The sequence below is a fragment of the Sphingobium boeckii genome, assembly GCF_014199215.1.
Lineage (GTDB): Bacteria > Pseudomonadota > Alphaproteobacteria > Sphingomonadales > Sphingomonadaceae > Sphingobium_A > Sphingobium_A boeckii.
Window position 1 is genome coordinate 148,106 of record NZ_JACIJC010000002.1, and the last position, 17,114, is coordinate 165,219.

General features: G+C 63.6%; 17 protein-coding genes. 10 read left to right on the forward strand and 7 right to left on the reverse strand.

What is annotated here, in order from left to right; translation table 11 throughout:
* Positions 1–68: 68 nt before the first annotated feature.
* The gene (locus tag FHS49_RS05855) at positions 69–800 is read left to right on the forward strand and encodes a class I SAM-dependent methyltransferase (RefSeq protein ID WP_184016318.1); all 732 of its coding nucleotides are present in this window, start codon (positions 69–71) and stop codon (positions 798–800) included.
* Complete coding sequence (gene ubiB, locus FHS49_RS05860; protein WP_184016320.1) at positions 797–2,329, forward strand: 2-polyprenylphenol 6-hydroxylase; 1,533 nt, start codon at positions 797–799, stop codon at positions 2,327–2,329. Before FHS49_RS05855 ends, ubiB begins: the two co-directional genes overlap by 4 nt.
* A 15-nt stretch (positions 2,330–2,344) precedes the next feature.
* On the opposite strand, the gene FHS49_RS05865 is transcribed toward ubiB, so the two are convergent.
* Complete coding sequence (locus FHS49_RS05865; RefSeq protein ID WP_184016322.1) at positions 2,345–2,521, reverse strand: hypothetical protein; 177 nt, start codon at positions 2,519–2,521, stop codon at positions 2,345–2,347.
* 1 nt (position 2,522) lies between these two features.
* Here FHS49_RS05865 and FHS49_RS05870 point away from each other — a divergent pair, with 1 nt between their 5' ends.
* The 5 genes from FHS49_RS05870 (at position 2,523) to FHS49_RS05890 (ending at position 6,488) form a co-directional block, all read left to right on the forward strand.
* Positions 2,523–3,536, forward strand: coding sequence for a glycosyltransferase family protein (locus FHS49_RS05870; RefSeq protein WP_184016324.1), 1,014 nt, complete (start codon positions 2,523–2,525; stop codon positions 3,534–3,536).
* 7 nt (positions 3,537–3,543) lie between these two features.
* On the forward strand, positions 3,544–4,761 hold the full coding sequence (gene coaBC, locus FHS49_RS05875) for a bifunctional phosphopantothenoylcysteine decarboxylase/phosphopantothenate--cysteine ligase CoaBC (protein WP_184016326.1): 1,218 nt from the start codon (positions 3,544–3,546) through the stop codon (positions 4,759–4,761).
* Between the two features lie 60 nt (positions 4,762–4,821).
* Positions 4,822–5,271 carry a dUTP diphosphatase gene (gene dut, locus FHS49_RS05880; protein ID WP_184016328.1) on the forward strand — a complete coding sequence of 150 codons (450 nt, stop codon included), beginning with the start codon at positions 4,822–4,824 and terminating at the stop codon, positions 5,269–5,271.
* A 111-nt stretch (positions 5,272–5,382) separates the two neighbouring features.
* Positions 5,383–6,138 carry a molybdopterin-synthase adenylyltransferase MoeB gene (locus tag FHS49_RS05885; protein ID WP_184016330.1) on the forward strand — a complete coding sequence of 252 codons (756 nt, stop codon included), beginning with the start codon at positions 5,383–5,385 and terminating at the stop codon, positions 6,136–6,138.
* A complete protein-coding gene (locus tag FHS49_RS05890; RefSeq protein ID WP_343052907.1) occupies positions 6,117–6,488 on the forward strand; it encodes a DsrE family protein in 372 nt (123 codons plus the stop codon). Before FHS49_RS05885 ends, FHS49_RS05890 begins: the two co-directional genes overlap by 22 nt.
* Before the next feature lie 115 nt (positions 6,489–6,603).
* Here the strand turns inward: FHS49_RS05890 and topA are convergent, their stop codons facing one another.
* The 3 genes from topA to plsY form a co-directional block, all read right to left on the reverse strand.
* Positions 6,604–9,207: a type I DNA topoisomerase gene (gene topA, locus FHS49_RS05895; RefSeq protein ID WP_184016331.1), complete on the reverse strand. Its 2,604-nt coding sequence runs from the start codon at positions 9,205–9,207 to the stop codon at positions 6,604–6,606.
* 68 nt (positions 9,208–9,275) lie between these two features.
* Positions 9,276–10,370, reverse strand: coding sequence for a DNA-processing protein DprA (gene dprA, locus FHS49_RS05900; RefSeq protein WP_184016333.1), 1,095 nt, complete (start codon positions 10,368–10,370; stop codon positions 9,276–9,278).
* Positions 10,363–10,983, reverse strand: a complete 621-nt coding sequence (gene plsY / locus FHS49_RS05905; RefSeq protein WP_343052908.1) for a glycerol-3-phosphate 1-O-acyltransferase PlsY — start codon at positions 10,981–10,983, stop codon at positions 10,363–10,365. The genes dprA and plsY overlap by 8 nt, the downstream gene beginning before the upstream one ends.
* A 105-nt stretch (positions 10,984–11,088) precedes the next feature.
* Here plsY and murI point away from each other — a divergent pair, with 105 nt between their 5' ends.
* Complete coding sequence (gene murI, locus FHS49_RS05910; RefSeq protein ID WP_184016337.1) at positions 11,089–11,886, forward strand: glutamate racemase; 798 nt, start codon at positions 11,089–11,091, stop codon at positions 11,884–11,886.
* Between the two features lie 116 nt (positions 11,887–12,002).
* Positions 12,003–13,217: a 5-aminolevulinate synthase gene (gene hemA / locus FHS49_RS05915; protein WP_184016339.1), complete on the forward strand. Its 1,215-nt coding sequence runs from the start codon at positions 12,003–12,005 to the stop codon at positions 13,215–13,217.
* 42 nt (positions 13,218–13,259) lie between these two features.
* Here hemA and bla read toward each other — a convergent pair whose 3' ends face one another.
* The gene (gene bla, locus FHS49_RS05920; RefSeq protein ID WP_184016341.1) at positions 13,260–14,156 is read right to left on the reverse strand and encodes a class A beta-lactamase; all 897 of its coding nucleotides are present in this window, start codon (positions 14,154–14,156) and stop codon (positions 13,260–13,262) included.
* Between the two features lie 96 nt (positions 14,157–14,252).
* On the opposite strand from bla, the gene FHS49_RS05925 reads away from it, so the two are divergent.
* The gene (locus tag FHS49_RS05925; RefSeq protein WP_184016343.1) at positions 14,253–15,113 is read left to right on the forward strand and encodes a LysR family transcriptional regulator; all 861 of its coding nucleotides are present in this window, start codon (positions 14,253–14,255) and stop codon (positions 15,111–15,113) included.
* Here FHS49_RS05925 and FHS49_RS05930 read toward each other — a convergent pair.
* A complete protein-coding gene (locus FHS49_RS05930) occupies positions 15,103–15,753 on the reverse strand; it encodes a class I SAM-dependent methyltransferase (RefSeq protein ID WP_246350393.1) in 651 nt (216 codons plus the stop codon). The two genes, FHS49_RS05925 and FHS49_RS05930, sit on opposite strands and share 11 nt — an antisense overlap.
* Positions 15,753–16,994: a BtaA family protein gene (locus FHS49_RS05935; protein WP_184017342.1), complete on the reverse strand. Its 1,242-nt coding sequence runs from the start codon at positions 16,992–16,994 to the stop codon at positions 15,753–15,755. Before FHS49_RS05935 ends, FHS49_RS05930 begins: the two co-directional genes overlap by 1 nt.
* Between the last annotated feature and the right edge of the window lie 120 nt (positions 16,995–17,114).

Below are 17,114 nucleotides of genomic sequence, written 5' to 3' on the forward strand. Positions count from 1 at the left end.
TCTGGCTAGAGCGTCCTCACCCAACCGCAGGCCCCGCAGTTTGCAGGATCGGCACGAGAGGCGTTCCAATGACCGACACCGTTTCCTTCGGCTATCAAGATATCGACGCCAGCGAGAAGGCCGGCCGCGTCCGCGCCGTCTTCTCCAACGTGGCGGCGAAATATGATCTCATGAATGATGCCATGTCCGGCGGGATGCACCGGCTGTGGAAAGACCGCTTCGTGCGCCGGGTGAAACCGCGCGCCGGCGAATTGATCCTCGACGTCGCGGGCGGCACGGGGGACATCGCCTTTCGGATGCACGCCTCGGGTGCCGCGATCACGGTGTCCGACATCAATCCGCAAATGCTGGAAGTCGGCATGGAGCGCGCGCGGAAAAAGGGGCTGGAAGGCCTGATCTGGGCCGAGGAAAATGCCGAAACGCTCAGCTTTCCATCAGCCAGTTTCGATGCCTATACGATCGCCTTCGGGATCCGCAATGTGACCCATGTGCAGCAGGCGTTGAACGATGCGCACCGCGTGCTGAAACGCGGCGGCCGCTTCTTCTGCCTGGAATTCTCCACCACGCTGTGGCCCGGCTTCTCCGACGTCTATGATCGCTATTCGCATACGATGGTGCCCAAGCTCGGCAAGCTGCTGGCCAATGATGAAGAGAGCTATCGCTATCTGATCGAATCGATCCGGCGTTTCCCCGATATGGCCACGTTCAAGGGCATGATCGACAAGGCCGGCTTCGTTCAGTCCAACGTGGAGCCGATGCTGGGCGGGCTCGTGGCCATCCATAGCGGCTGGAAGATTTGACCCACCCCGTCACTCATGGCTGGCGTCTCCTGAAATGGGGCCGCACTCTGGCGCGGCATGGGGCCTTGCAGGGGATCGAGCGCGATCCGCTGACCCCGCCGCGCGTCAAAATGCTGATCCGCATCGCGCGTTTCGGCGCGCGCGTGCCCAAACAGCCCAATTATTCCGCCGCGTTCGAGGCGCTTGGCCCCGCCGCGATCAAACTGGGCCAGTCGCTCGCCACCCGCCCCGATCTGGTGGGAGAGGAAGCCGCGCGCGATCTCTTCCGGCTTCAGGACGCCTTGCCCCCCGCGCCTTTTGAAGTGATCCGCGCCAGTATCGAAACCGCTTTGGGCAAGCCGGTCGAAAACTTGTTCCAGAGCATTGATCCGGTGCCCGTGGGTGCCGCATCCATTGCGCAGGTGCACAAGGCCGTCACCACCGAGGGCCGCACGGTCGCGATTAAAGTGCTGCGCCCTCACATAGAAGACGATTTCGCCGCGGCGCTGGAGACCTATGAATGGGCCGCCGCACAAGTGGAAGCGATGGGCGGCGAACTTTCCCGTCTCCGCCCCCGTCTCGTCATCGCCACGTTCCGCCAATGGACGATGCGCGAGCTCGATCTGCGCCGCGAAGCCGCCTCCGCTTCCGAACTGGCCGAGGCCATGACGGCGGAGCCGGGGTATAAGATCCCGTCGATCGACTGGCAGCGCACGGCACGCCGCGTGATGACGCTGGAATGGATCGACGGGATCAAGCTCTCCCGCCGCGATGACTTGATCGCCGCTGGCCATGATCCCAAGATCCTCGCCCAGCGTCTGATCCGCGCCTTTCTGCGCCAGGCCATATCGGAAGGCTTTTTCCACGCCGATCTGCATCAGGGCAACCTCTTCGCCATGCCCAATGGCGATCTGGCGGCGATCGATTTCGGGATCATGGGCCGGATCAACCGTCAGGCGCGCACCTGGCTGGCGGAAATTCTCTATGGCCTGCTCACCGGCAATTACCGCCGCGTGGCCGAAATTCACTTCGAGGCGCAATATGTGCCCGCACATCACAATGTCGATGAATTCGCCACCGCGCTGAGAGCCGTGGGCGAGCCGATCCGCGGTCTGCCGGTCAAGGATATCTCGATCGGCCAGATGCTCGACGGGCTGTTCGCGATCACCCGCGACTTCGACATGCAGACCCAGCCGCATCTGCTGCTGCTGCAAAAGACGATGGTCATGGTCGAGGGCGTCGCCCAGTCGCTCGATCCCGATATCAATATGTGGGATACGTCCGGCCCGTTCGTGCAGGAATGGATGCGGACCGAGCTTGGCCCGGAAGCCGCACTCGCCGATCGCCTGATCCTCGATTTCCGCACGTTGGCCGGCCTGCCCGATCTGGTCCGCCGGATCGAGACGCATTATCCCAAAGCCGGCGCGGCACCCCCGGCCCCGCCCCTGCGCGAAATCCAGGTCGTGCGGATCGGCGGCGGATGGCGCTATGCCGCGGTGGCGATCCTCGCCGCTGCGGCCGGAATCGCGGGTACGCTTTTCTTCGGGTGATCCGAACACGCTAACTTAACCATCTTGCCTTATCGACATCAGATGGCGCTTCATCGCGGCGGTTTGAGCGAGAAAAACAAACAGTGTTGCATCAGCGCGTCCGGTTCGAGCGATGAAAGACCCGCCCACCCGCTTCGCCGGATGCTCGGCATGGGTGTCCATGACGATATTGGCGTTGCTGTCTGTCGCCATATTGACGGGAATCGGAGCCTCTGGGCGCTCGATCAAGCCGGGCACCACAGCGCCCTACGCCGCCAATAGCAAAGGCGGCACGGACGCCAGGCTATATCAAACGATCGTTACTGAAATGGATCGCGGCGCATCCTATTATCCCGCCGCGGCCGAAGCTTTGCGCGCGGGCGGCTTTCCGCTCCGGCCCTTTATCGCTTTTAGGCTTCCCACCCTCGCGACATTGCTCACGCTGCTGCCCGCGCCAATGCCGCGCGGGATGATCTTCCTGCTGATCGCCGCGGTCGTCGCGCTCTGGACGGCGAGGCTGAGCGAGGCTTTCGGCAGCCGGACCCGGCTAGCCATCGGCGCTGCGCTGATTCTGTGCGGATCGGTCGTGGCCGCGCAGCCCGGCATGATCTTATTTCATGAGACATGGGCCGCTTTGCTGATCGCGCTTTCACTGGCGCTACGGCGGCGGGACCGCTGGATCGGCAGCGTTGTGGCCGGGCTTTGCGCCGTGCTCATTCGCGAAACCGCCATCGCTTACGTCCTCGCCATGGGCATATTGGCGCTGATCGATGGCAAGAAGCGGGAAGGCGCAGCTTGGGGCGCGGTCATCGCGGTGTTCGCCGGCTATCTGCTCTGGCATGTCGGACAGGTGGCCGCTGTCACCAGCGCTGCCGATCCTGTGTCATCGGGTTGGAACGGCATGGGCGGCTGGACATTTTTCATAGCGGCGATGCGGCTCACCACACCGCTCACCCTGTTTCCGCAATGGCTGAGTGCGATCCTGATCCCGCTCGCGCTGCTCGGCTGGATATCTTGGCGGACGCCGTTTGCGCTGCGCACGAGCCTTACACTGATCGGTTACGCCGTCATGCTGATGGTCTTCGCACGGCCGGACAATTTCTATTGGGGTCTGCTGATCGCGCCACTGCTTTTGCTCGGCCTGATGTTCGTGCCCGCAGCCCTCACCGATCTCATCGTGCCCTTCCGCCGCCCTGCCCTCGACTCAGACGCCGCTGCACGGCATTAGGTCCGGTATGAAGGGCAAGCGCATCCTCCTTATCGTCGGCGGCGGGATCGCGGCTTATAAAGCCTGCGAGCTGATCCGCCTGATCCGCAAGGCGGGGATGAGCGTGCGCTGCGTGCTGACTGATGGCGGCGCGCAGTTCATTACGCCGATGACGCTGGCGGCCCTGTCCGAACAGCCCGTTCACACCAGCCTGTGGGATTTGAAGAATGAAGCGGAGATGGGGCATATCCGCTTGAGCCGCGAGGCCGATCTGGTCGTCGTCTGCCCCGCCACTGCCGATCTGCTCGCCAAGATGGCGGCGGGGATCACCGATAGCCTGGCCACGACATTGCTGCTCGCAACCGACAAGCCGGTGATGGCCGTGCCCGCGATGAACGTAAGGATGTGGAGCCATGCGGCCACGCAGCGCAATGTGGCGCAATTGCGTGGCGATGGCGTGATCGTCCTTGATCCCGATGAAGGCCCGATGGCCTGCGGCGAATTCGGTCCCGGTCGCCTGCCAGAACCCGAAGCGATCATGGACGCGATCCGCGCGCATTTTGGCGGCTATGTCGCTGTAGCCAAGCCGAAAACATTGCCGCTTGCCGGACGCCATATCCTCGTGACCGCGGGGCCGACGCATGAGCCGATCGATCCCGTGCGCTACATCGCCAATCGCTCATCGGGCAAGCAGGGCTTTGCCATCGCAGGCGCGCTGGCAATGCTGGGCGCGCGCGTCTCTCTGGTCGCCGGGCCGGTTGATCTGGTCACGCCCGTGGGCGTGGAACGGATCGACGTGCAAACCGCACGCGACATGGCTGCCGCCGTCGATGCCGCGCTGCCCGCCGACGCCGCCGTGATGGTCGCCGCCGTCGCCGACTGGCGGACGGAAAATGCCGCGACGTCCAAGATCAAGAAGGCCGGCGATGGCACCATCCCGAGCCTCGTCCTGACTGAAAATCCCGATATTCTCGCCACGCTCTCGAAGTCGGACAAACGCCCAGCGCTGCTGATCGGCTTTGCCGCCGAGACCGACGACATCGTGGCGCACGCGCGCGCCAAGCTGGCGCGCAAGGGCTGTGACTGGATCATCGCCAATGACGTATCGGGCGATGTCATGGGCGGCGAGCGCAATCGCGTGCAGATCGTGACCACGGATGGCGTGGAAAACTGGGACGAGCAGCCCAAGGACGTGGTCGCGATGAAGATCGCCGAAAGGATCGCAGCCGCTCTATCCCTGCTCTGAGCCGCTTCCCGACTCGCGCCCGCGTCGCTATGCCCGCGGCATCATTTCCGAAAGGCGACCATGACCATCTCCATCGCGATCAAGCGCCTGCCCCACGGCGAAGGCCTGCCCCTGCCCTCTTATGCCACCGCCCATGCGGCGGGCATGGATGTGGTTGCGGCCGAGGCTGTGACACTGGCACCCGGGGCACGCCACGCAGTCGCTACCGGCTTCGCGATCGCCATTCCCCAAGGCTATGAGGTGCAGGTTCGCCCGCGCTCCGGCCTGGCGCTCAAACACGGGATTTCGCTGCCCAATACGCCCGGCACGATCGACGCCGATTATCGCGGCGAGATGAAGATCATCATGATCAATCTGGGCAGCGAAGCCTTTGAAATCGCGCGCGGCGACCGGATCGCGCAGCTTGTTCCGGCCAAGGTGCAGCACGCAACCTTTGCCGAAGTGGAGGCGTTGGACGAGACCGCACGCGGCGCGGGTGGCTTCGGATCGACGGGCGTGAAGGCGCTTTAACGCCCGGCAGGCGCTCAGGATACTCTTCGGCCGAAGGCCGAAATCGGAGGACGTCTGTCACCCGCACCACGTCCCTCGACTTCGCTCGGGACAAACGGCAAAGGATGGGTCGTGAATGATCTGAGCGATACCCAGCTAGAGCGATACGCCCGCCATATCATCCTGAAGGAGATTGGAGGCGCTGGGCAGGCAAAGCTGCTCGCCAGCCATGTCGCCATCATCGGCGCGGGCGGGATCGGGTCTCCGGCAATCCAGTATCTCGCGGCTGCGGGCGTGGGGCGGCTGACGCTGATCGATGACGATCATGTCTCGCTCTCCAATCTCCAGCGGCAGACGCTGTTCGGCACCGTCGACGAGGGTCGCGCCAAGGTGGAGGCGGCGGGCGATGCCGTGGCGCGGCTGACGCCGGATACGAAGATTACCGCGCATCCGATTCGGATCACGGCAGAAAATGCCGCCTACCTTCTGAAAGGCGTCGATGCGGTGCTTGATGGATGTGACAATTTCACGACCCGGCTCGCAGTGGCGGACGCCGCCCTAACGCTTCGAATCCCGCTCATTTCCGCCGCGGTGGGCCAGTTCGAGGGGCAGCTTGCGGTCTATCGCGGCTGGGAGAAGGACAAGCCCTGTTATCGCTGCTTCGTGGGCGGTGATCCCGACCGTCCCGATGTGTCCTGCGCAGATCAGGGCGTGATGGGCGCGCTCACCGGCATCATGGGGAGCCTCGCCGCGCTGGAGGTGATCCGCGCGCTGATGCCCTTTGGCGAGGACAGTGCAGGCAAATTGCTGCTGGCAGACGGGCTCTCGCTGCGGTTCCGCACGCTGACATTGCCCAAGGATCCGGGGTGCCCCAAGTGCGCGGGCTGACGGTCATCGTCATAGAGGGTTCGTCCGAACGATTGCGCGGCGCGCTCTCCATCGCCGCCGCCCATGCCGCGCTGGGCGGAAACGCGCGGATTTTCCTGCAGGGTGAGGCGGTCCGCGCGATCCGCGAACCGCTCCAGGGCTGGGAAGACGATACGCATGAAGACGCCGGCCTGCCTGCGCTCGCCATCCTGTTCGATGAGGCGCTGAAACTGGGTGTCCGTATCATCGCCTGCCAGTCGGGCCTGCAACTGGCCAATGCCCGGCCGGAAGATTTCGACCCCCGGGTGGACTATGGCGGCCTGGTGAGCGTGATGCAGGATCTGGGCGAGGACCGGCTGGTGACGGTTTAAGCCTGCACTCTCTCCTCACCGTTGTCCCGACCGAAGTCGAGGGACGTCTGTCACCTGCACCACGTCCCTCGACTTCGCTCGGGACAAACGGCGAAGCGGCGTTGGCCCCCGTCCCTCAGCCCTCCGCCGCCTTCTTCTTCGGCGCAGCCTTCTTGGCCGGTGCCTTCTTCGCCGCCGGCTTCTTCGCAGCCGCCTTTTTCGGTGCCGCTTTCTTCTTGCCCTTGCTCGGCATCGCCGCACGCGCGTCGATCAGTTGCGCCGCTTCCTCCAGCGTCAGGGCGTCCTTGTCGATCGACTTGGGCAGCGTGGCGTTGGTGGTGCCATCGGTGATGTAAGCCCCGAAGCGGCCATCCATGAGCTTAAGCTCCAGATCGGTGCGCGGATGCTTGCCATAGACTTTCAGAGGCTCGCGCGCCGCGCCCCGTGCCGGGCGACCGCCATTGGCCGCGGCTTCGGCCAGCTTGACCACAGCGGCATTCATGCCCGTCTCGAACACTTCGGCCGTGGACGTCAGCCGCGCATATTTGCCGTCATGGATCAGATAGGGGCCATAGCGCCCGATGCTGGCCGCGATCGGATTGCCGCTTTCGGGATGAACGCCGATCGTGCGCGGCAATGAGAGCAGCTTCAGCGCCCATTCCAGCCCGAAATCCTCACCCGGCACATCCTTGGGGATTGAACTGCGCTTGGCTTCCTTGCCATCGCCAAGCTGAACATAGGGGCCGAAACGCCCGGACCGCTTGGACACCTCCAGATTGGTGTCGGGATCGACACCCAGCACTTCCGGACCGGTATCCGCGCCCGCGTCACCGCCGCCGGCCTGGGCGAAGCGGCGGGTATATTTGCATTCCGGATAGTTGGAGCAGGCGATGAACGCGCCGAATTTGCCGCCGCGCAAGGCAAGCTGCCCTTCCCCGCAATTGGGGCAAAGGCGAGGATCGCTACCATCCTCTTTTTCCGGAAACAGGAAGGGGGCCAGAAACTTGTCCAGTTCCGCCGTCACTTCCGATGGCTTCTGTTCCATCACCTCGGCGGTCTTGGGCTTGAAATCGGCCCAAAAGGCTTCGAGCACTTTCTGCCACTCAGCGCGCCCGCCCGAAATCTCGTCCAGCTCTTCCTCGAGCCCGGCGGTATAATCATAGCTCACATAGCGTTCGAAGAAGCGCTCCAGAAAGGCCGTGACCAGCCGTCCGCTTTCCTCCGCGAAAAACCGGTTTTTTTCGATACGGACATAAGAACGATCCTTAAGCGTCTGCAAAATAGACGCATAAGTGGACGGCCGCCCGATACCGAGCTCTTCCATCTTCTTGACCAGACTGGCCTCGGAGTAACGCGGCGGCGGCTGGGTGAAATGCTGTTCGGCATTGACCGCCTTCTTCGCGGGCGCATCGCCCTCGGCCATGCGCGGCAGCAGGCGGCCGTCCTCGTCGTCCCCCGCGTCGGTCTGTTGCCCGGAGCGGCCAGGGGCGTCGTCGCGCCCTTCTTCATAAAGCGCGAGAAAGCCTGGAAAGAGCACGACCTGACCCGTGGCCCGCAGGCCCGTCTGCCCGCTGCCATCCGCCAGTTCGACGGTCGTCCGCTCAAGCCGTGCCGAGGCCATCTGGCTCGCGAGTGCGCGCTTAAAGATCAGGTCATAGAGCTTGGCATGATCACCACTGCCCAGCTTGTCCTTGCCGAAATCGGTCGGGCGGATCGCCTCATGGGCTTCCTGCGCATTCTTGGCCTTGGCGGTATATTGCCGTGGCTTGTCGGGCACATAGCCCGCGTCATAGCGGTCCGCCACGGCCTTGCGCGCGGCGGAGATGGCGCTGTGGTCCATCTGCACGCCATCGGTGCGCATATAGGTGATCGCGCCGTCTTCGTAGAGATTTTGCGCCACGCGCATCGTGTGGCTCGCGGAAAAGCCCAGCTTGCGGGCGGCTTCCTGCTGCAGCGTCGAGGTGGTGAAGGGCGGCGGCGGATTGCGCGTGAGCGGCTTGGTTTCCACCGACGCCACGCTGAACCGGCCATCCTCGACCGCCTTCTTCGCGGCTTCGGCATCGCCCTGATTGCCGATCGTCAGGCGATCGATCTTGTCCCCGCGCCACTTGGTCAGCCGCGCGACGAAGCCGGTTCCCGCATGTTCCATGTCGGCGGTGACGGACCAATATTCCTGGGGCTTGAACTGCTCGATCTCGCGCTCACGCTCCACGATCAGACGCAGTGAGACCGATTGCACGCGTCCGGCCGATTTCGCGCCGGGCAGCTTGCGCCACAGCACAGGGGAAAGCGTGAATCCCACGAGATAATCGAGTGCGCGGCGGGCGCGATAGGCGTCGATCAGGTCCTCATCCAGCGCGCGCGGTGCCTTCATCGCATCGGTCACCGCCTGCTTGGTGATCGCATTGAACGTCACCCGGTCCACGATCGCCGGCAGTGCCTTCTTGTTTCGCAACACTTCCTGTACATGCCATGAAATCGCCTCGCCCTCGCGATCGGGATCGGTCGCAAGGATTAGCCGCGTTGCTTTCTTGGCCTCGTCGGTGATCGCCTTGAGCTGCTTGCCCTTGTCCGCGTAATTCTCCCATTGCATCGCAAAACCGTCATCGGGATCGACCGACCCGTCCTTGGGCGGCAGATCGCGGATGTGACCGTAAGAAGCGAGCACGCGAAAATCGCCACCCAGATATTTCTCGATGGTCTTTGCCTTGGCCGGCGATTCTACGATGACGAGTTGCATGGAGTGTTCGTTTCCTTACGCATAGGCGCACGAGGCTGGCGAGTTGCGGGGGGATGCGTCAAGCCCTTTCAAGAAGCAAGGCTGACCTTCGCCCCCGCATGTCTTTGCAAGCGGCCACCCAGTTCGAGTTCAAGCAACACGGTCTGCACGATCGCGGACGGCAAGCCCGTCTGCCGGATCAATTCATCCACCGGCACCGGCGTGTGGCTGAGCAGCGACAGCAGCGCGGCGCGCTCCACATCGCCTGTATCCACATAGGGTTCGGCAGGCTCGAATGGATAGTACGGTTCCGCCAGCCGCGCCGCACCCAGCGGCATCACCGATTCGATCACATCGGCCGCGCTCTGGATCAACGTCGCGCCATCGCGGATCAGCGCGTTGCAGCCTTGCGCGCGCGGATCGAGCGGCGAGCCAGGGACGGCCATCACCTCGCGGCCCGCTTCATTCGCCAGCCGCGCGGTAATCAGGGATCCGGATCGCGGCGCCGCCTCGACCACCACCGTGCCCAGCGTCATCCCGGCGATGATCCGGTTGCGATAGGGGAAATGCCGCGCCAGGGGTTCGGTGCCCGGCGGCTGTTCGGCGATCAACACACCGCGCGTGGCGACGTCCTCCTGCAACGCGCGATTTTCCGGCGGATAGGTCACATCGATCCCGCTGGCGATGACGCCCACTGTGCCGCTATCGATCGATCCCTGATGCGCGGCGGTATCGATCCCGCGCGCCAGGCCGGACACAACCGAAATCCCCGCATCGCCAAGCCCTTGCGCCAATATCCGCGCAAAGCGGCAGGCGGCGGCGGACGCATTGCGCGCGCCCACGATCGCGACCGCCGGCCGATCGAGCCATTTCAGATCGCCCCGCACGATCAGGGCTGCGGGTGCATTGTCCATCTCGTTGAGCAATCGGGGATAGAGCCCCTGCGCGCGAAACAGATAGCGTGCGCCGATCCGTTCCACCGTGGCGATTTCCGCCTCCACCTGCGCCTGTGTCGCGATCCTTGGCACCCGTCCGCCGCCACGCCGCACCAGATCGGGCAGGACATCGAGCGCCGCCTGCGCGCTGCCGAAACGGGATATGAGTTGATGGCAGGTGACAGGGCCGATCTGGGAAGAGCGGATCAGGCGCAGCCGCGCGATGCGGTCATCGGCCGGGTCAGTCACCCTGCGGCGCGTCCGCCTTTGCGCCGCCGATCCGTGGCTCGGTGCCCGAAAGCAGCCGCGCGATATTCTCCCGATGTTTCCAGATGACCATCAGCGACAGCGCCAGAAACAGCGCGACCAGCTCGAAATCGCCCAATATCGCGGCGGTGACCGGCAATGCGATCGCAGCGCTCATCCCGCCCACCGAAGAAATCCTCGTCACCAGCAACATCCCGATCCACATCAGCGCGAACACCAGCCCGCACACCGGGCTTAGCGCGAGTGCGATCCCCATCAAGACCGCAACGCCCTTGCCGCCCCGGAACTTGAGCCAGATCGGATATAGATGCCCGAAAAACGCGCCGATCGCGGCCAGAACGGCACCGCCGGGAAACAGCGCTCCGGCAATCAGCACGGCGGCTGCGCCCTTGCCGATATCCAGCAGCAATGTGGCCGCGGCAATGCCCTTGCGCCCGGTGCGCAGCACATTGGTCGCACCGATGTTGCCCGATCCGATCGTGCGCAGATCGCCCGCGCCGGAAACCCGCGTCAGGATCAGTCCGAACGGGATCGATCCCAGCAGATAGCCGATCAGGAGCGCCAGGGCCGGCGCGATCCAGGGTATCGAAGTCACAAAATTCCCCTCTGCGGCCATAATAGTGGATTATCACCCAACCGCAACAATATGGATCAATGCCGATGATTTGACGCGCGCCGCGGTTAAGCTAAACCCGCGCCGATGACGGACAAACGCCCGATCCTGTTCTTCGATTCCGGCATCGGCGGGCTTTCCGTGCTTGCCCCGGCGCGCGCCCTGCTGCCCGCCGCGCCCTTCGTCTATGTCGCCGACAATGCCGGTTATCCTTATGGCACCAAGAGCGAACTTGAGATCGCAGCGCGCGTGCCCGCCTTGCTCGGGCGATTGGCGGAGCGGTTCAATCCGCGGCTGATCGTGATCGCCTGCAACACGGCTTCCACGATCGCATTGGGGGCCGTGCGCCATGCGCTCGATCTGCCGATCGTCGGCACCGTGCCCGCGATCAAGCCCGCGGCGCTCGCCTCGAAGACCCGCGTGATCGGCGTGCTGGGCACCGATGCCACCGTGCGCCAGCCCTATGTCGATCGACTGGCCGCCGAATTTGCGAGCGATTGCGTGGTGCTGCGCCACGGGTCTGCCGAATTGGTGGATGCGGCCGAAGCCAAACTTCGTAGAGAGGTACCGGATCCCGCCGTTTTCGCGCGCGCCATGGCCGGGCTTACGGGCCAGCCGGGCGGCGAAATGCTGGACGTGGTGGCGCTTGCCTGCACGCATTTCCCACTGGTGGAGGCCGAACTGGCCCGCGCCGCAGGACGCCCTCTTTCCTTCGTTCACGGCGGCGAGGGCATCGCCCGGCGCATCGCCTTTCTGACTCAGGGCCATGTCTGGCCGGAGAAGCCGGGCGCTGGCATCGCGATCTTCACCGCAGCCACGCCGGGCGTCGATTCCCTTGTGCCGGCGCTTCGGAATTATGGATTTGAGGATATGCGAATACTGTAATCGGGATTATTGCGTATATTTGCGAACCGTTCGCGCTGGCAATGGACGGCGGTCATCGCTAAAGGCGTCTGCAACAAGGGCGCAGCGATAGAATAACGGGCTGAGGGGCCGAAACATTGGATTATCATCGCGTATTCACCCAGGCGATCGACCGGCTTCATGCCGAAGGACGTTACCGGGTATTCATCGACATCCTGCGCAACAAGGGCTCGTTTCCGAACGCGCGCTGCTTCGCCGGGCATAACGGCCCCAAGCCGATCACCGTATGGTGCTCCAATGATTATCTCGCCATGGGCCAGCATCCCAAGGTGATCGCCGCCATGGAAGACGCGCTGCACGATGTGGGCGCAGGCTCCGGCGGCACCCGCAATATCGGCGGCAACACGCATTATCACGTCGATCTGGAAGCCGAGCTGGCCGATCTGCATGACAAGGAAGGTGCGCTGATCTTCACGTCGGGCTATGTCTCGAACGACGCCACGCTCTCTACCCTCGCCAAGATCCTGCCCGGCTGCGTGGTCTTTTCGGACGAATTGAACCACGCTTCGATGATCGCAGGCATCCGCAATTCGGGCTGCGAGAAGCAGGTTTTCCGGCATAATGATCTGGAGCATCTGGAAGAGCTGCTCGCCGCCGCCGATCCCGACGTTCCCAAATTGATCGCGTTCGAAAGCGTCTATTCGATGGACGGCGATGTCGCGCCCATCCACGCGATCTGCGATCTGGCGGACAAATATAATGCGCTGACCTATCTCGACGAAGTCCATGCCGTCGGCATGTATGGCGCACGCGGCGGCGGCATTTCGGAGCGCGATGACGCTGCGCACCGACTAACGATCATCGAAGGCACGCTGGGCAAGGCTTTCGGCGTGATGGGCGGTTATATCGCGGCCGATCAGATGATCATCGATGTGATCCGCAGCTATGCGCCGGGCTTCATCTTCACCACTTCTCTCTCTCCCGTGCTGGTCGCGGGCGTGCTGGCGGCGGTGCGTCACCTGAAGCAATCGAGCGAAGAGCGTGATGGGCAGCAGGCGGCTGCGCAATGCTTGAAGGACATGTTCGCCGATGCGGGCCTGCCCGTGATGCCATCGACCACGCATATCGTGCCGCTGATGGTGGGTGATCCGATCAGGGCGAAGAAGATCAGCGATATCCTGCTCGCCGAATATGGCGTGTATGTGCAGCCGATCAATTATCCCACCGTGCCGCGCGGTCTCGAGCGGCTGCGCTTCACGCCCGGCCCCTCGCACACCGAAGAGATGATGCGCGAACTGACCGGGGCGCTCGTGGAAATCTGGGGTCGGCTGGAATTGCGCAAGGCCGCCTGAATCCCGTGCGATAAGCTGCCGACAGGCGGCCGCACGAGATGCCTAGCCGAGAAATTTCGCCACCGCTGCGGCAACAGCCTGATGCGCCGCGTTACAGGCTTGGAATGACGCGTTGGATTCGGTGAGATAGCTCGTCATCAGGATTGGCTTGCGCCGCGGGGGCCACAGGATCGCGATATCGTTATTGCTGCCGTTCAGGCCGGCCCCCGTCTTGTCGCCGATCCGCCAATTCTTCGGCAGGCCCGCGCGCAATCTTTTATCGCCTGTCTTGTTGGCGATCATCCAGCCGGTCAGTGTGGCGCGAGACGCCGGCGTCAATGCGTGCCCTATCAGCAACCGCTCCAGATTGCCGCGCATCGCATCGGGCATGGTCGTGTCGCGCGGATCGCCGGGCGCGGATTCGTTGATCGCGGGTTCGGTCCGGTCCAGCCGGCTATGCCGATCGCCGATGCTGCGCAGAAACGCATTATAGACCGCGACGCCGCCCATCGCGCGCAATAGCAGATTGGCCGCCGGATTGTCGCTTTGCGTCATCGTCGCTTCGCACAACGCCCCCACCGTCATGCCCGCAGGACCAATATGCTTTTCGGTAACGGGGGCGTGCTCCACCATGTCCGCCTTGATAATGGCGATGCGCCGGTCGAGCCGCTCCCGGCCCTGATCCACCCGCTTCAACGTGGCCGCCGCCAATATGAATTTGAAGGTGCTGCACATCGGAAAGCGTTCGCCGCCACGCCGGGAAAGACGGTATCCGCTGTCCATATCATGAAGCGAAAATCCCATGCGACCGTCGATGGACCGTTCGATCCGCTCCAGCTCCGAAAGCAGCGCATCATCCCGCAAATCCTTGCTAATTCTGCCCATGCTCAATTGTGGCAACGCGGCCAGACCCACGGTTGCGCCACCGATGCCGATCAATATATCACGCCGTCCCAACATGCTGCATCTCCTTTTCGCAGCGAAGAATGCCGCCTTGGCGTGTACCTCACAATCGACGATATGTCGGCGCAGCCATGAATTGAATTGGGGTCAAATATGGATCGGCCGCATCTCCCGCTGAACGCTCTGCGCGCTTTCGAAGCATCTGCACGGCATCTCAGCTTCACGCGCGCGGGGCTGGAATTGTGCGTCAGCCAGGCGGCGGTGAGCCATCAGGTGAAGCGCCTGGAAGAGCGGCTGGGCACGATCCTGTTCCGCCGCCTGCCACGCGGGCTGGCGCTGACCGACGAAGGCGCGGCGCTTGTCCCGGTGCTCGCCGAGTCCTTCGATCGCATCGGGCATACGCTGGAGCGCTATGCCGATGGCCGCTTCCACGATGTGCTGACCGTGGGCGTCGTCGGCACCTTTGCGACCGGCTGGCTGATCCCCCGGCTGCCCGATTTCCGCGTGCGGCATCCCTTCATCGACCTGCGCATTCTGACCAATAACAACCGGGTCGATCTGGCGGGCGAAGGGCTGGATTATGCGATCCGCTTTGGCGACGGCACATGGCAGGGTGCAGAGGCAGACCGGCTGGTCATCGCCCCGCTGACGCCGCTCTGCGCCCCTGCTTTGGCAGGCCGGCTGAAAAGCCCCGCCGATCTCGCCGGTGAAACCTTGCTGCGATCCTATCGCGCCGATGAATGGCCCGGCTGGTTTCGCGCGGCCGCCGCCCCCTGCCCGCCTTTGCGAGGGCCGATCTTCGATTCCTCGGTCACCATGGCGGCGGCGGCGATGGCGGGCGCAGGCGTCGGACTGCTTCCTGCCGCGATGTTCCGCGCCGAACGAGACGAAGGTCGCCTGATCCAGCCCTTTGCAACCGAATGGGAGACCGGTGCCTATTGGCTCACCCGCTTGAAGACCCGGATCGAGTCCACCGCCATGTGCACCTTCCGGGAATGGCTGCTCAGCGCCTGAGCACGGCGCTCCAGGCATAGCCGCGATAAAGCGATGTGAATTCCAGCGGCATCCCGTGCTCCGCCGCAAACGCCTCCAGCACGGCGCGCAATCCGGCGCGTGGCGTGACATCGAAGCGCGCCAGCCAACCGAACAAGATCGACCGCCACCAAATTGGCAATCGCTCCTGCTGCCCGAAATCGACGATATGGATTGCGCCCGTTTCGCTCAGAACGTCCGCCGCAGCGCCGATGGCGTCACGCCAGCCGGGAATCATCGAAAGCGTATAGGAAAACACGATCCTCTCGAACGCGGCTTTCCTGAACATGGGGCGCGGATCGAAGCGCGTGGCGTCGCCCTGCGCCAGCCGGATTTTGCCCGACAGGCCTGCGCGCGCGATGGAGGCTGTCGCGGTTTCCAGCATGGCGTTGGAAATGTCGAAGCCATGACATTGCGCGTGCGGCCATGCGCGCGCGATCGCGATCAGATTGCGCCCCGTGCCACAGCCCACTTCAAGCACGGTCCCGTGCGGCGGCACCGCCAGATCCCCGATCAGCCTGTCTCGCCCCAGCAGATAATATTTGCGGGTGAGATCGTAAAAATGTCGCTGGGTGCGGTAGATCGCATCCATCTGCGCCGCGCCCGATGCGACATGCGCCATCAGTCTGCGCCTTTCAGCACATAGAGATGAACGCCGCCATAGATTGAGGAACGATCCCGCGCCGTGAAATCGCGCGACGCCGCCGCCTTATAATGCCAGCGTGACAGGATGGAATCGGGCACGCGCCCCGGTAACAGGCTGGGCGCAGCCGCTGTGCGAAACACGACGCGCGCGCCGGGCTTGCTCGTGCGCGTGATCCCGATCCACAACCGCTCAAGCTGGGCGTCCGTCATCCAATCCTGCGCATCGAGCAAAACGAAGCGATCAAGGCTTGCCTGGGGCTGGCTATCGAGGAAATCGGCGAAATTGGCGTGCCGCACATCGACGCGGCCGATCCGACCTTTCACAGCCTCATAATGCGCCGGCTGGAGATAGGGCGGCAAAGGCGCGTCCGGACCTTTGCCATAGCCACGTCCAAAGGCCTGCCACGCAAAGTAATTCTGGCGGATATCGAAATCGCAGGCGAGCTTCTCCAGCCGTGCGCGCAGCACCGCCGCCATGCCTTCGGGATCGTCCCCCGCCAGCGCCTCATATTGGGCGGGCGGAATACCCAGGCCAAACAGGGAGGCCGGCTGATCGGTCAGCCAGCGGACGAATTTCTTGTCGAAGATCGGTGCCAGCTTTTCCTCGAAGATCGTGCGCTGCTCCTCCACGCTGTTCGCCGCGAGCAGCGCGCCCGGATCGATGCGATAGAGCTTGGCGAGCAGATGCGCGGTGCCGATGAAACCACCCAGCAATCCGCGCCGGTAAATCCCCTTGGCAAAGCCGCCGATCCGCCGCCGCCCGATCAGATCGCGCCCCTCCCAATAGCGGCGCGAGACCGCGTCGAGATGCGGGCGGACATGATATTCATAATCAGCGACATTCTCAGCCTGATCCGCTTCGCCAAAAAAGCGGCGGAAGCTCGCATGATCCGGCAGATGCGTCGCGGCCGCCAGTTTCAAGCGGTTCAGGGCAATATGGGCGGTGTTCAGATCGACCGCCGTAATCCGTGCGGGATCGGCAGTGAGATAGGATAAGACATTGCAGCCGCCGCTGGCGATGGTCACGACATGACTGTCAGGCGTGATCTGCAGCGCTTCCAGATCGATGGCGGGATCTTCCCAGATCTGGGCATAGACCAACCCTCGGAATGCGAAGGTGAAGGCGCGCTCGAGCAGCCCCTGCTTCGATAATTGTCCGTGTCGGAGCACGGCGTCGCGCACTCGCTGATTGGTATCCGAAACCTCATTCACCGCCATGCCGTTCATCCCATCACTCCACGCATTGTGATGGCGCGGCGATAGGCGCGGCTGGTGACCGGCGGGTGACGGATCTGCTTCAGTTTGGAGACGCTGGAAAGGTAAAGGCCCGCCCGATGA

What these genes read in the sequence shown, in the direction of transcription:
- topA (WP_184016331.1), bottom strand. Translation starts at nt 9,207, where the DNA reads ATGCAACTCGTCATCGTAGAATCGCCGGCCAAGGCAAAGACCATCGAG.
- FHS49_RS05930 (WP_246350393.1), bottom strand. Translation starts at nt 15,753, where the DNA reads ATGGCGCATGTCGCATCGGGCGCGGCGCAGATGGATGCGATCTACCGC.
- murI (WP_184016337.1), top strand. Translation starts at nt 11,089, where the DNA reads ATGACGGACAAACGCCCGATCCTGTTCTTCGATTCCGGCATCGGCGGG.
- FHS49_RS05925 (WP_184016343.1), top strand. Translation starts at nt 14,253, where the DNA reads ATGGATCGGCCGCATCTCCCGCTGAACGCTCTGCGCGCTTTCGAAGCA.
- FHS49_RS05855 (WP_184016318.1), top strand. Translation starts at nt 69, where the DNA reads ATGACCGACACCGTTTCCTTCGGCTATCAAGATATCGACGCCAGCGAG.
- FHS49_RS05865 (WP_184016322.1), bottom strand. Translation starts at nt 2,521, where the DNA reads ATGGCGACAGACAGCAACGCCAATATCGTCATGGACACCCATGCCGAG.
- dut (WP_184016328.1), top strand. Translation starts at nt 4,822, where the DNA reads ATGACCATCTCCATCGCGATCAAGCGCCTGCCCCACGGCGAAGGCCTG.
- bla (WP_184016341.1), bottom strand. Translation starts at nt 14,156, where the DNA reads ATGTTGGGACGGCGTGATATATTGATCGGCATCGGTGGCGCAACCGTG.
- FHS49_RS05935 (WP_184017342.1), bottom strand. Translation starts at nt 16,994, where the DNA reads ATGGCGGTGAATGAGGTTTCGGATACCAATCAGCGAGTGCGCGACGCC.
- coaBC (WP_184016326.1), top strand. Translation starts at nt 3,544, where the DNA reads ATGAAGGGCAAGCGCATCCTCCTTATCGTCGGCGGCGGGATCGCGGCT.